The 13258-nt window shown below is 72.7% G+C and carries 11 protein-coding genes; 10 read left to right on the forward strand and 1 reads right to left on the reverse strand.

The window, feature by feature from the left end; genetic code table 11:
- Window positions 1-128 precede the first annotated feature (128 nt).
- The 6 genes from ACFWM7_RS11165 (at window position 129) to ACFWM7_RS11190 (ending at window position 7617) form a co-directional block, all read left to right on the forward strand.
- Entirely contained in the window at window positions 129-818 is a 690-nt protein-coding gene (locus ACFWM7_RS11165) for a hypothetical protein (protein WP_383258186.1), read from the forward strand.
- Window positions 819-3053 carry a glycosyltransferase gene (locus tag ACFWM7_RS11170; protein WP_383258163.1) on the forward strand — a complete coding sequence of 745 codons (2235 nt, stop codon included), beginning with the start codon at window positions 819-821 and terminating at the stop codon, window positions 3051-3053.
- Window positions 3050-4240 carry an acyltransferase family protein gene (locus tag ACFWM7_RS11175; RefSeq protein ID WP_383258165.1) on the forward strand — a complete coding sequence of 397 codons (1191 nt, stop codon included), beginning with the start codon at window positions 3050-3052 and terminating at the stop codon, window positions 4238-4240. Before ACFWM7_RS11170 ends, ACFWM7_RS11175 begins: the two co-directional genes overlap by 4 nt.
- A gap of 131 nt (window positions 4241-4371) precedes the next feature.
- Window positions 4372-5703: a nitrate/nitrite transporter gene (locus tag ACFWM7_RS11180; protein ID WP_383258168.1), complete on the forward strand. Its 1332-nt coding sequence runs from the start codon at window positions 4372-4374 to the stop codon at window positions 5701-5703.
- A 155-nt stretch (window positions 5704-5858) separates the two neighbouring features.
- A complete protein-coding gene (locus tag ACFWM7_RS11185; RefSeq protein ID WP_383258171.1) occupies window positions 5859-7001 on the forward strand; it encodes a uroporphyrinogen-III synthase in 1143 nt (380 codons plus the stop codon).
- A gap of 52 nt (window positions 7002-7053) precedes the next feature.
- The gene (locus tag ACFWM7_RS11190; RefSeq protein ID WP_383258174.1) at window positions 7054-7617 is read left to right on the forward strand and encodes a GNAT family N-acetyltransferase; all 564 of its coding nucleotides are present in this window, start codon (window positions 7054-7056) and stop codon (window positions 7615-7617) included.
- Here ACFWM7_RS11190 and ACFWM7_RS11195 read toward each other — a convergent pair.
- Window positions 7550-8149, reverse strand: a complete 600-nt coding sequence (locus ACFWM7_RS11195) for a GNAT family N-acetyltransferase (protein ID WP_383258177.1) — start codon at window positions 8147-8149, stop codon at window positions 7550-7552. The two genes, ACFWM7_RS11190 and ACFWM7_RS11195, sit on opposite strands and share 68 nt — an antisense overlap.
- Before the next feature lie 176 nt (window positions 8150-8325).
- On the opposite strand from ACFWM7_RS11195, the gene ACFWM7_RS11200 reads away from it, so the two are divergent.
- The 4 genes from ACFWM7_RS11200 to ACFWM7_RS11215 all read left to right on the forward strand — a co-directional run bounded on the left by ACFWM7_RS11200 (window position 8326) and on the right by ACFWM7_RS11215 (window position 13062).
- The gene (locus tag ACFWM7_RS11200; RefSeq protein WP_383258189.1) at window positions 8326-8964 is read left to right on the forward strand and encodes a CGNR zinc finger domain-containing protein; all 639 of its coding nucleotides are present in this window, start codon (window positions 8326-8328) and stop codon (window positions 8962-8964) included.
- A gap of 66 nt (window positions 8965-9030) precedes the next feature.
- Window positions 9031-9618 (forward strand): sigma-70 family RNA polymerase sigma factor, encoded by a 588-nt coding sequence (locus ACFWM7_RS11205; protein WP_063739458.1) that lies wholly within the window; start codon window positions 9031-9033, stop codon window positions 9616-9618.
- Window positions 9615-10589 carry an anti-sigma factor family protein gene (locus tag ACFWM7_RS11210; RefSeq protein WP_383258181.1) on the forward strand — a complete coding sequence of 325 codons (975 nt, stop codon included), beginning with the start codon at window positions 9615-9617 and terminating at the stop codon, window positions 10587-10589. The genes ACFWM7_RS11205 and ACFWM7_RS11210 overlap by 4 nt, the downstream gene beginning before the upstream one ends.
- Before the next feature lie 100 nt (window positions 10590-10689).
- Window positions 10690-13062, forward strand: coding sequence for a HelD family protein (locus ACFWM7_RS11215; protein ID WP_383258184.1), 2373 nt, complete (start codon window positions 10690-10692; stop codon window positions 13060-13062).
- Window positions 13063-13258: the final 196 nt, after the last annotated feature.

Raw genomic sequence — 13258 nt, forward strand, 5'->3', positions numbered from 1 at the left:
TCGTGCGCTACATTCATCGTCCGGGTGCATGGAGGCCAGGTTCGTGGACGGGTGGGGGCCCAGTCCGACAGTAAAGAACCAGTCAAAGTCGGTGCGCCTGATTCATTGAGTGGGGGATGGCTGCACCTGTGGACAATTGGCGCGAAGGCAAGAGAACCGGGCACACGCACGAGCCCAACGACGCGACGATCCAGCTCGACGGCCTCGGCCGTCAGCTCGCCGAACTGCCCGGCGAACCCGCCCCGCCGGACGGCTCCGACGGCCCCGTCTTCGTCGACGAGAGCGGCCGCCGCAGCAAGACCTTCCGACGCCTCGGCTGGGTCCTGGCCACGGTCTGCGCCGGTTACGCCGTGACGCTGGTCTTCGCCGTCCTCGGCGGAAACTCCAGCGCCCCCTGGCTGCCCCTGTCCGGGCCCGAGGAGAAGGCGCGGGCGGAGCAGGTCGAGGACCTCCCCGAGCCCGGCGCGGACACCGTGGACGACAGCCTCTCCGACGACGCCCCGGAGCCGAGGCCCAGCGCCTCCGGCTCCCCGGCGTCCGACGCGTCCGGCGCCCCCGCGGGGGCCGCCCCCTCGGCCACCTCCGTCCTCGTGCCCGCCGGATCGACGGGCCGCCCCTCGGCGTCCGCCTCCGCGGACCCGTCCCGTCCCACCGGGGGCGGCGGCGCGGGCGGGGCCACGAAGCCGGCCCCCACCACCTCGACCGCCAAACCGCCGGTCGATCCCCCGCCGCCGTCCTCCGAGCCGGAGCCGACCGACCCCACGGTCCCGCCCGCCGAGAACCCCGACCCGCCGGTGCAAGAAGAGAGCGCCCCGTAAATGAACTCCCCCGCCACGCGGGGCAGGAACGGCGGATCGAGGAAGGCGTCCCGCGGGCGGAGCCGGCTCAGGCTCCCCATGCGCTACCTCCTGCCGACGACACTTCTCGTCGCCCTGCTCGCGATGCTGATGCTGCGCGGATACGTGCACAGCGAGATCCTCGCCGACCACCGGGTCCGCGACGCCGACTCCCAGACCCGGGTGCCGAAGGACGTCCGCTCCGGCGGGCCCGTCATCGACGCCCGCTCCGGTGACGCGAAGACCCTGCGCATACCCGACCGCCGGATCGTCCTGACCTTCGACGACGGGCCCGACCCGGTGTGGACGCCGAAGGTGCTCGACAAGCTGAAGGAGTACGACGCCCACGGCGTCTTCTTCGTCACCGGCAACATGGCCGCCCGCCACCCCGAGCTGGTCGAGCGGATGGTGGAGGAGGGCCACGAGATCGGCCTGCACACCTTCAACCACCCCGACCTCTCCTACCAGTCCACCGAGCGCATCGACTGGGAGCTGTCGCAGAACCAGCTGGCGCTCGCGGGCGCGGCCGGCATCCGCACCTCCATCTTCCGGCCGCCGTACTCCTCCTTCTCGTACGCCATGGACAACAAGTCCTGGCCGGTCACGGAGTACATCGGCAGCCGTGGCTACCTCACCGTCGTCAACGACACCGACAGCGAGGACTGGAAGCGCCCCGGCGTCCGCGCCATCGTCGAGCGGGCCACGCCGAAGGACGGCAAGGGCGCGATCATCCTGATGCACGACTCCGGCGGCGACCGCTCGCAGACCGTGGCCGCGCTCGACACCCTCCTGCCCGACCTCAAGGAGCAGGGCTACACCTTCACCCGGCTCACCACTGCCCTGGACGCCCCCAGCGCGCACACCCCGGTCACCGGATTCGCGCTGTGGAAGGGCAAGGCGTTCGTCTCCGCCGTCGCCGTGTCCGAGCGGATCACCGGCGTCCTGGTCGTCGGGCTCGCCGTCATCGGCGTCCTGGTGCTGGCCCGCTTCGGCCTGATGCTGCTGCTCTCCTTCCTGCACGCCCGCAAGGTCCGCCGCCGGGACTTCAGCTGGGGCGAACCCCTCAGCCGCCCGGTCTCCGTCCTCGTCCCCGCGTACAACGAACGCGAGTGCATCGAGGCGACCGTGCGCTCCCTGGTCGCCAGTGAGCACCCGATCGAGATCATCGTCATCGACGACGGCTCCACCGACGGCACCGCCGACCTCGTCGAGGCCATGCGGCTGCCCCGCGTACGGGTGGTGCGCCAGCAGAACGCGGGCAAGCCCGCCGCCCTCAACAACGGCATCCGGCACGCCCGTTACGACATCGTCGTGATGATGGACGGCGACACCGTCTTCGAGCCGGCCACGGTCCGCGAGCTGGTCCAGCCCTTCGCCGACCCCCGGGTCGGAGCCGTCGCGGGCAACGCCAAGGTCGGCAACCGCGACTCCCTCATCGGCGCCTGGCAGCACATCGAGTACGTGATGGGCTTCAACCTGGACCGCCGGATGTACGACGTGCTGGGCTGCATGCCCACCATCCCCGGGGCCGTCGGCGCGTTCCGCCGCGAGGCCCTGGAGCGGGTCGGCGGGATGAGCGAGGACACCCTCGCCGAGGACACCGACATCACCATGGCCCTGCACCGCGACGGCTGGCGCGTCGTCTACGCCGAGAACGCCCGCGCCTGGACCGAGGCCCCGGAGTCCGTGCAGCAGCTGTGGTCGCAGCGCTACCGCTGGAGTTACGGCACCATGCAGGCGATCTGGAAGCATCGCCGCGCGGTGGTCGAACGCGGACCCTCGGGCCGCTTCGGCCGGGTCGGCCTGCCGTTCGTCTCCCTGTTCATGGTCGTCGCCCCGCTGCTCGCGCCGCTCATCGACGTGTTCCTGCTGTACGGACTCGTCTTCGGCCCGACCGGCAAGACCGTGGCCGCGTGGTTCGGCGTGCTGGTCGTCCAGGCGGTCTGCGCCGCGTACGCGTTCCGGCTGGACAAGGAACGCATGACCCACCTGCTCTCGCTGCCGCTCCAGCAGATCCTCTACCGCCAGCTCATGTACGTCGTGCTGCTCCAGTCCTGGATCACCGCGCTCACCGGTGGCCGGCTGCGCTGGCAGAAGCTGCGGCGTACCGGCGCGGTGGAGGCCCCCGGCGGCAGCTCCGCCCAGCGCCCGCGGCGGGCAGCCGTCGACGCCGGGGCCGTCCACGGCGACCGCACGGACCGGAGGCCCTACGTATGACCGCCCCGCCCCTGCCGATGGCCGCCGCCCCGGACCCCACGGTTCCGCCGCCGCCCGCCCCCGTAACGCCCGGAGAGGCCCAAAAGCCCGTCCGGGACCGGTACTTCGACCTGTTGCGGGCCCTCGCCCTCTTCCGGGTCGTCCTCTACCACCTGACCGGCTGGGCCTGGCTGCCCATCGTCTTCCCGTCGATGGGCGTGATGTTCGCCCTGGCCGGGACGCTGATGGCGCGCTCGCTGAAACGGCCCGCCGTCCAGGTGATCCGGGGCCGCGTCCGCCGGCTCCTGCCGCCGCTGTGGCTGCTCGGCGCGATCGGCGTCACCGGCATGGTCGCCCAGGGCTGGGGCCCGAACGCCGATGGACACCCCGGCTGGTGGTGGCAGCACCTGGCGTACTGGGTGCTGCCGCTCAGCGATCCGCCGTACGCGTACGACGTGGCGGGCATCGACGGATTCCTCGGCGAGAGCTGGCCCGAGGAGCTGGCCGGGCCGCTCTGGTACATCCGCGCCTACCTGTGGTTCGTGCTGTTCTCCCCGCTGATCCTGCGCGGTCTGCGCCGGCTGCCCTGGCCGACGCTGCTGGCGCCGCTCGCGCTCTCCGTCGTGATGCGGCTGGAGCTGTTCTCCACCACCGACCGCCTCGACTCCGCGATCACCGACTTCTCCACCTTCGGCGCCTGCTGGGTCCTCGGCATGGCCCACCAGGAGGGTGTGCTCAAGCGGCTGCCCGCCTACGTCGTGCCGTCCATCGCCCCGCTCTTCGCGGGCGCGGGGCTCTGGTGGGCGAGCCACGAGGGCTTCCGCAGCGGCTTCGACCTGGACTCCATCCCGCTCGCCCAGGCCCTGTGGTCCTTCGGCTGTGTGCTGCTCCTGCTGCACTACAGCCCCTCCTGGACCGAGTGGCCGCAGCGGCTGCGGGCCTTCGACCGGCCGATCACCCTGCTCAACTCGCGGGCCGTGACCGTCTATCTCTGGCACAACGTCTGCATCCTGACCGCCGCCACGCTCTACGACCGGCTCTGGTCGGTGGACGCGCTCAGCGAGAACGTGCCGTGGCTGCTGGAGAGCTGGGTGCCCGTTCTGCTGCTCACCTGGGCCCTCATCGCGCTCTGCGTGCTCGCTTTCGGCTGGGCCGAGGACGTCGCCGCCAGGCGCCGGCCGCGGCTCTGGCCGGACGGGCGGCCGTAGCGGTTCATCTCACCGGGCCGGGAACGGCCCGGTGAGAGCAAGGTTGCGCACCGGTCACCTCGCGGCACCACGCCGAAACGCGGGCTCCCTAGCGTCGGGAACAACACCCGGACCCCCTGTGGAGGCGCGTGATGGCAGGCCGTTGGATCGAGACCTGGGAGCCGGAGGACGAGACGTTCTGGCAGGAGAAGGGCGAACGGGTCGCCCGCCGCAACCTCTGGTTCTCCGTGCTCTCCGAGCACATCGGATTCTCCATCTGGACCCTGTGGTCGGTGATGGTCCTGTTCATGGGGCCGGAGTACGGCATCGACCCGGCCGGAAAGTTCTTCCTCATCTCGACCGCCACCCTCGTCGGCGCGCTGGTGCGGGTGCCGTACACCTTCGCCGTCGCCCGGTTCGGCGGCCGCAACTGGACGATCTTCAGCGCGGTGAGCCTGCTCGTCCCGATCCTGGCCGCGTTCTGGGTGATGGAACCGGGCACCTCGTACGGCACGTTCGTGGCGGTCGCGGCGCTCACCGGGATCGGCGGCGGCAACTTCGCCTCGTCGATGACCAACATCAACGCCTTCTTCCCGCTGCGCCAGAAGGGCTGGGCGCTCGGCCTCAACGCGGGCGGCGGCAACATCGGCGTCCCCGTCGTCCAACTCGTCGGCCTGCTGGTCATCGGCACCCTGGGCGCCTCGCACCCCCGGATCGTCCTCGGCGTGTACATCCCGCTGATCGTCCTGGCCGCCGTCTGCGCCGCCCTGTACATGGACAACCTGCGGCCCGTGAAGAACGACACCGGGGCCGCGCTGGAGGCCGTCCGCGACCCGCACACCTGGATCATGTCGGTCCTCTACATCGGCACCTTCGGCTCGTTCATCGGCTACAGCTTCGCCTTCGGCCTGGTGCTCCAGACCCAGTTCGGCCGGACCCCGCTCCAGGCCGCCTCGCTCACCTTCATCGGCCCGCTGCTGGGTTCCCTGATCCGGCCGGTCGGAGGCCGGCTCGCCGACCGGTACGGCGGCGCGCGCATCACCCTGGCCACCTTCGCCGCGATGGCCGCCGCCACCGGCGTCGTCATCCACGCCTCGGGAAGCGCCTCGCTGCCGGTCTTCCTCACCGGCTTCACCGCCCTGTTCGTCCTGACGGGCCTCGGCAACGGATCGACGTACAAGATGATCCCCGGCATCTTCCACACCAAGGCGCTCGCCCGGGGCCTCGGCGGCGAGGCGGCCGCCGCCCACGGACGGCGGCTCTCCGGCGCGGCCATGGGCCTCATCGGGGCCGTCGGCGCCCTCGGCGGCCTGGCGATCAACCTCGCCTTCCGCCAGTCCTTCCAGGCCTCCGGCACCGGCACCGCGGCGTTCTGGTCCTTCCTCGCCTTCTACGGGGTGTGTCTCACGCTCACCTGGGCGGTATACCTTCGCCGCCCCGCACCCGTGCCCGCGCGGGCCCAGCTCGGTTACGCGGAAGTGTAGAAGCGGCACGGTTAGGCGTCGTGCGACGTAACGGCCGGGAAATACGGGGGAACCGAGCCTGTCACGCAGCGTTGGCAGTCTCGGGCCTCCGCACATCGGGTCAGCAGCGGGAACCATCGCGCACCAGCGGGAACACAGGAGCCGGGGAACACGCCATGCAGGACGACGACACAACGCACGGCCCCCTCGCGGGCTTCACCGTGGGGGTGACCGCCGCCCGCCGGGCCGAGGAGCTGGGCACGCTCCTCAAACGCCGCGGGGCCGCCGTCCTGCACGCCCCCGCCCTGCGGATCGTGCAGCTCGCCGACGACAGCGAACTCCTCGCCGCCACCAAGGAGCTGATCGGCCACGCCCCCGACGTGGCCGTCGCCACCACCGCGATCGGCTTCCGCGGCTGGATCGAGGCGGCCGACGGCTGGGGCGTCGGCGACGCCCTACTGGAGACCCTGCGCGGGGTCGAACTCCTCGCCCGGGGCCCCAAGGTCAAGGGCGCCATCCGGGCCGCCGGGCTCACCGAGACCTGGTCGCCCGGGTCCGAATCGATGGCCGAGGTCCTCGACCGGCTCCTCGCCGAAGGCGTCGCGGGCCGCCGGGTCGCCCTCCAGCTGCACGGCGAACCGCTGCCCGGATTCGTCGAGTCCCTGACGGCCGCGGGCGCCGAGGTCGTCGTCGTCCCCGTCTACCGCTGGATGCCGCCGCAGGACATCGCCCCGCTCGACCGGATGCTCGACGTCACGGCCGCCCGGGGCCTGGACGCGATCACCTTCACCAGCGCGCCCGCCGCCGCCTCGTTCCTGGGCCGGGCCGAGACCCGCGGACTGCTCCCGGAGATCCTCGGCGCCCTGCGCGACGACGTGCTGGTCGCCTGCGTCGGACCGGTCACCGCCCTGCCGCTCCAGGGCCGGGGCATCGACACCCTCCAGCCGGAACGCTTCCGGCTCGGCCCCCTCGTCCAGCTGATGTGCGCCCGGCTCCCGGCGGCCGCCCGCATCCTGCCCGTCGCCGGCCACCGCGTCGAGATCCGGGGCCACGCCGTCCTCGTCGACGACGAACTGCGCGCCGTGCCGCCCGCGGGCATGGCCCTGCTGCACGCGCTGGCCCGCCGCCCCGGCTGGGTGGTGGCCCGCGCCGACCTGCTGCGGGCGCTGCCCGGCAGCGGCACCGACGAACACGCGGTGGAGACGGCGATGGCCCGGCTGCGCTCGGCGCTGGGCGTGCCCCGGCTGATCCAGACGGTCGTCAAGCGCGGCTACCGGCTGGCGCTGGACCCGGCGGCGGACACGAAGTACGGGCGCTGAGGGCCCGGGGGGGCCGTACGGAACGCCCGGCCGCCCCGGTTAGCGTGACCGGATGACCGACCGCACCCACCTCCTCGCCCCGGACGTGGCCTTCCGGCCCGCCGAGCTCGCCGACGCGCCCGCCTTCGCCACGGCCCTCACCCGCAACCGCGCGTACATGCGCCGCTGGGAACCCGTACGCCCCGAGACCTTCTACACGGTCGAGGGCCAGGCCGCCCGGCTCACCGCGCTGCTGGCCGACCGGGACGCCGGGCGGGCCATCCCCTGGGTGCTCGCGGACGCCGACGACCGGGTGATCGGCGCCTTCACGCTCTCCGGCATCGAGCGGGGCCCGTTCCGCAACGCCCGCCTCGGCTACTGGGTCGACGAGAGCCACGCCGGACGCGGCCTGGCCACCGCAGCCGTCCGCGCGGTCTGCGAGGCGGCCCGCGACCGGCTGGGCCTGCACCGCGTCGAGGCGGCGACCGTCACCGAGAACGCCGCGTCCCAGCGGGTGCTGTCCAAGGCGGGGTTCGCGCAGGTCGGCACGGCCCCCGGCTATCTGCACATCAACGGAGGCTGGCGCGACCACCATCTGTTCCAGCGGCTTCTGCACGACGACCCGCCGGCCGGCTGACCGCCGCGGCCACCGGAGCTTCCCGCACATGCACATGGCCGTCCAGCGGGTAGTCCGGCGGCAGCGCCGGGATCACCCGCGCCAACCGGTATCCGCACTTCTCCGCCACCCGGCACGAGGCCACATTGTCGAGCTGGTGCAGCAACTCCATCCGGTCCAGGCTCTGTTCGGCGAAGGTCGTGAACGCCCAGTCGGTGAGGGCCGCCAGTGCCCGTGACGCGACGCCCCGGCCGCGCGCCGGAGCCGTCGTCCAATAGCCCATCTCCGCTTGGCCGTTCACCAGATCTAGCTGCTTCATCACGACGTTGCCGAGCAGTTCGTCCTCCCGCCCGCTCTCCGTCACGGCGAAGGCGAAGCGGGTGCCCGCCGCCCACCCCGTACGCTGCTCCTCCAGCCAGTCGGCGGCCCCGTCAGGCCCGGAGACCTGGATGGCCAGCCATCGCCGCATCGCCGGATCCTCGTACGCCCGCAGCACCGATGGAAGATCCTCCTCGCGCCACCGGCGCAGCCGCAGGCCCCCGGCGACGATCACGGGCTCCCGTCGTACGGCTCCATGTCTGCCTCCCCCTCGTGCTTCATGGCTGTCACGGTACGGGGGCGGCGGCGGGGGTTCCGGCCGGGCCCCGACAGGAGCACTCTGGGGATGGTCGTTCCACCGGGTGACCCAAGGCGGTGAGCGGGATCGTGGCAGCGGGCAGGGGTGCGCGGATGTGGCGGTTCGACGCGGGCCGGATCTGCCTCGATCTGGTGGCCACGGAGAGCGCGGGGGGAGTGCCCGGCACCTGCGAACAGCTCGATGAGCCCGGGCACTTGGCCCAGTGGCTGTACGACGCCCGGCTCGTCCCGCCGGGCACCGTGCTGGACGCGCTGGACGACACCTGGGTGGTCCGCTTCCACGAACTACGCTCGGACATCTACCGATTGATGGCTGCTCAGCTCGGCGGGCCTCCAGCCGACGGCGCCCTGGAGCGGGTCAACTCCCTGGCTTCCGGGGCGCCTCCCGGCCCGCGTGCGGTGCGCGGCGCGGACGGCGACCTGGTGCGGGCCCTGAGCGCCGCGCCCGACTGCGCCGGGCTCCTCGCGGTCGTCGCCCGGGACGCGGTGGACCTGCTCACCGACCCGGTCGCCCGGGCGGCCCTGCGCCGCTGCCAGGGCGAGGCCTGCCACCGGCTCTACCTGGACACCTCGCGCGGCGGGCGGCGGCGCTGGTGCTCCGGCGAGGTCTGCGGCAACCGCGAAAGGGTCGCCCGGCACCGGCGCAGAGCATCGGGAACGGCCGACGCGTACGGGCCGGGGGAACCCGGTGCGTGGGGCCCGGCAAAAGAAATTCCGCCCGGCGTTGAGTGAACCGCCCCCCGCCCCCGTATCGATGGTCCAGGAGCTCGTTTCAGAGGTCTCGACCGGGAGGTTCGGGTGCGCAAGGATGCGGCCGTGGCCGATGACCGTCCGCACAGGGCTCGACATCGCAGTGAACCGCCCCCGTCCCCCTCCGGGATACCGGACGAGGAGCTGATGCGGGCGCTGTACCGCGAACACGCCGGGCCGCTGCTCGCGTACGTGCTCCGACTCGTCGCGGGCGACCGCCAGCGGGCCGAGGACGTGGTGCAGGAGACGCTCATCCGTGCCTGGAAGAACGCCGGCCGGCTCAACCGGGCCACCGGCTCCGTCCGACCCTGGCTGGTGACGGTCGCCCGGCGCATCGTCATCGACAACCACCGCAGTCGGCAGGCCCGGCCGCGCGAGGTCGATCCGTCGCCGCTGGAGGTCATTCCCGCGGAGGACGAGATCGACAAGGCGCTGTGGCTGATGACGCTCTCGGACGCGCTCGAAGATTTGACCCCCGCGCACCGGGAAGCATTGGTCGAGACCTACTTCAAGGGACGTACGGTCAATGAGGCCGCCGAAGTGCTCGGCGTCCCCAGCGGGACCGTGCGGTCCCGGGTGTTCTACGCACTGCGTTCGATGAAGCTCGCACTCGAAGAGAGGGGGATCACGGCATGAGCGACCAGCAGTGGCAGCCGTTCGGGCCCCGGCCTCCCGGCCCCCGCACGCCGTCCGGTCCCTCAAGTCCCCCGTATACAGCGGGTCCTGCACACCCCTCAGGGCCCGCGCATCTCTCCGGCGTCCCCGGCCGCCCCGGCACTCCTGGCCACTCCGGCCCCTACGGGCCGGGCCCCGGCCACGGCCCGGAGCCCGCGGGGTCCGAAGGCTCCGAGCACGACGCGGCCGCCGCGTACGTCCTCGGCGTCCTCGACGACGCGCAGGCGAGCGCGTTCGAGGCCCATCTCGCGGGCTGCGCCCGGTGCGGGGCGCATCTCGACGAGTTCGCGGGGATGGAGCCGATGCTCGCGATGCTCTCCGAGGCGCCCGCCGCCGTGCCCGGGGCCCGCCCCGTACCGCATGTGCCCGAGAAGCCCGCGCCCCGGCTGCTCGGCGGACTGATGGACGAGGTCGCGCGCAAACGGCACCGCCGCACCCGGCGCAGCCGGTACTGGATCGCCGCGGCCGCCGCCCTGATCGTCGGCGGCCCGGTCGCCGCGTTCGCGGTCACAGCGGGCGACGACCGCGGCGGCGGATCGGTGGCCGTGGGCGAGCCGCACCCCACCAGCCCGGCCGAGGACTCCTTCTTCGAGCACATGACGGAGAAGGTCTCGGCGACCGACCCCACCACCCGGGTCGGCGCGACCGTCGGCATGGAGGAGAAGGCATGGGGCACCCACACGGTCCTGGAGCTGAAGAACGTCAAGGGACCGCAGAAGTGCAATCTGGTCGCCGTCTCCAAGACCGGTGAGGAGGAGGTCGTCACCTCCTGGTCCGTCCCGCAGTGGGGGTACGGCATCGAGGGCGCGACGAACCCGACGGCCAAGGCCCCGCTGTACGTCCACGGCGGGGCGGCGATGGACCGCGAGGACATCGCCCGCTTCGAGGTGCGGACCTTCGACGGGGAGCGGCTGGTGGAGATCGGGGCCTGAGCGAGTGCGACGCGCGACCTTCCCCTGGTCGGCAGGTGCGCTCGGGCCCCCTTCGCTATAGGGTTGACGGCTGCCCAGTGATGTTGAGAAGGGGGCCCCGGTGGCCGCGCAGGATGCCGCTGTCGAATCGCTGCGGGACCGGGAAATCGGTGTCGAGCAAGAGCATCTCGACCGTGTTTATCACCGCCTCGAGGAGAAGATCCACGAGGCGGAATTCCTCATGAACGACGCCGTCAAGCGCGGCCAGGTCGGTACCCCCGGCGCGCTCGCGGAGCGGGACGCCCAGGTGTTCCGGGCGGGGATCCACCTCAACCGGCTGAACAGCGAGTTCGAGGACTTCCTCTTCGGGAGGATCGATCTGCTGCTCGGCAAGGACGGGGAGCGCGGCCCGGACGGCGCGTACACGTCCGTGGAGCCGGCCGACGACTCCGTACGAGACGACACCACCGCCGATATCGCCGAGACGCTCCACATCGGCCGCATCGGGGTCCTGGACTCCGACTACGCGCCGCTGGTGATCGACTGGCGGGCCCCGGCCGCCGCCCCGTTCTACCGCTCCACCCCGAAGGACCCGGGCCGTGTCGTACGCCGCCGGGTCATCCGCTCCAAGGGCCGCAAGGTCCTCGGGGTCGAGGACGACCTGATGCGCCCGGAGCTGACGGCGTATCTGGACGGCGAGCAGCTGCCGGTGATCGGGGACGGCGCGCTGATGGCGGCGCTCGGCCAGGCCCGCAGCCACACCATGCGGGACATCGTCTCCTCCATCCAGGCCGAACAGGACCTGGTCATCCGGGCCCCCGCCGCCTCCGTCACCGAGGTCACCGGCGGCCCCGGCACCGGCAAGACCGCGGTCGCCCTGCACCGGGCGGCGTATCTGCTCTACCAGGACCGGCGGCGGTACGCGGGCGGCATCCTGGTCGTCTCGCCCACCCCGCTCCTCGTCGCGTACACCGAAGGGGTGCTGCCCTCGCTCGGCGAGGAGGGCCAGGTCGCGATCCGCGCGATCGGCTCGCTCTCCGACGACGCGGCGGGCCTCGAAGGCGCCACCGCATACGACGAACCGGCCGTGGCCCGGATCAAGGGCTCCTCCCGGATGCTCCCCGTGCTGCGCAAGGCGGCCCGGGGCGCGCTGGAGGTCCCGCGGCCGGTGGACGAGGGCGGCCGGCTCGCCTTCGGGGACGAGCCCGCTCGGGCCGGCGCCCCTGCCACCCCCACCAGGCTGCGGGTCGTCGCCTTCGGGGCCCGGGTCGAGCTGGAGGCCGACGAGCTGAGGCGCATCCGGCACAACGTGCTCGGCGGCACCGCCCCGGTCAACCTGCTGCGCCCGCGCGCCCGCAAACTGCTGCTGGACGCCCTGTGGAGCAAGTCCTCCGGACGCGGCCGCTACACCGATCCCCAACTGGTCGCGGAGCTGCGCTCCTCGTTCGACGAGGACGTCTCCACCGAGACCCCGTTCCTGGAGTTCCTCGACGCCTGGTGGCCCGAGCTGACGCCCCGCCGGGTGCTGGCCGCGATGGCCGACGAACGGCGGCTCGGCCGCTGGTCCCGGCGCATCCTCAACCAGGGCGAGGCGCGCCGCCTGGCCCGCTCCCTGAAGCGCCTGGACGCGGACGGCAGCGGTCCGCTCTCCGTCCACGACGTGGCCCTCCTGGACGAGCTCCAGGCGCTGCTGGGCACCCCGGCCCGGCCCAAGCGCCAGCGCGAGGCCGACCCGCTGGACCAGCTCACCGGTCTGGAGGAGCTGATGCCGCAGCGCGAGGAGACCCAGTGGGAGCGGGCCGAGCGGCTCGCGGCGGAGCGCACCGAGTACGCCCACGTCATCGTCGACGAGGCGCAGGACCTCACCCCGATGCAGTGGCGCATGGTCGGCCGCCGGGGCCGGCACGCCACCTGGACGATCGTCGGCGACCCGGCCCAGTCCTCCTGGTCCGATCCGGAGGAGGCGGCCGCGGCCCGGGACGAGGCGCTCGGCTCCCGGCCGCGCCGCCGCTTCACCCTCACCGTCAACTACCGCAACCCGGCGGAGATCGCGGAGCTGGCCGCCAAGGTGCTGGCGCTGGCGATGCCCGGCATGGAGTCCCCGGCCGCGGTCCGCTCGACCGGGGTGGTGCCGCGCTTCGAGCCGGTACGCGACGGGGAGCTGGCCGCCACGGTGCGCGAGGAGGCCGCGCGGCTGCTCGCGGAGGTGGACGGCACGGTCGGCGTGGTCGTCGCGATGAACCGGCGTGCCCAGGCCCGCGAGTGGCTCGCGGAGCTGGGGGAGCGGGTGGTGGCGCTGGGCAGCCTGGAGGCCAAGGGGCTGGAGTACGACGCCACGGTGGTCGTCTCGCCCGCGGAGATCGCGGACGAGTCCCCGGCCGGACTGCGGGTGCTGTACGTGGCGCTGACCCGGGCGACGCAGCAGCTCACGGTGGTCTCGGGGGAGCGGGACATGCCGGACGAGGACGGGGTGCCGGACCTGCTCAGGGACTGACACGGAAGGGTTTTGCGAGTCAACCCGGCGCACGGGAATCACTTTTCCGGGGTCTTTGTTACCGTGGTACTGGCACCGGCTCGATCCAAGCCCCCGGGCCCAACCTTCGTCGCTTCGAGCGACCACTTGCCGCGAGGCGAGCATGGCGGGTCGGTGCCACCTAAGCCCAGAAGACAGACCCGCGTCACCTCCCGGT

It is taken from the genome of Streptomyces sp. NPDC058375 (genome assembly GCF_042723425.1).
In the GTDB taxonomy this organism is placed as follows: domain Bacteria; phylum Actinomycetota; class Actinomycetes; order Streptomycetales; family Streptomycetaceae; genus Streptomyces; species Streptomyces durocortorensis.

Bases quoted from the DNA above. Each gene is read 5' to 3' on its own strand.
- ACFWM7_RS11170 (WP_383258163.1), top strand. From the start codon at position 819: ATGAACTCCCCCGCCACGCGGGGCAGGAACGGCGGATCGAGGAAGGCG.
- ACFWM7_RS11175 (WP_383258165.1), top strand. From the start codon at position 3,050: ATGACCGCCCCGCCCCTGCCGATGGCCGCCGCCCCGGACCCCACGGTT.
- ACFWM7_RS11180 (WP_383258168.1), top strand. From the start codon at position 4,372: ATGGCAGGCCGTTGGATCGAGACCTGGGAGCCGGAGGACGAGACGTTC.
- ACFWM7_RS11185 (WP_383258171.1), top strand. From the start codon at position 5,859: ATGCAGGACGACGACACAACGCACGGCCCCCTCGCGGGCTTCACCGTG.
- ACFWM7_RS11190 (WP_383258174.1), top strand. From the start codon at position 7,054: ATGACCGACCGCACCCACCTCCTCGCCCCGGACGTGGCCTTCCGGCCC.
- ACFWM7_RS11200 (WP_383258189.1), top strand. From the start codon at position 8,326: ATGTGGCGGTTCGACGCGGGCCGGATCTGCCTCGATCTGGTGGCCACG.
- ACFWM7_RS11210 (WP_383258181.1), top strand. From the start codon at position 9,615: ATGAGCGACCAGCAGTGGCAGCCGTTCGGGCCCCGGCCTCCCGGCCCC.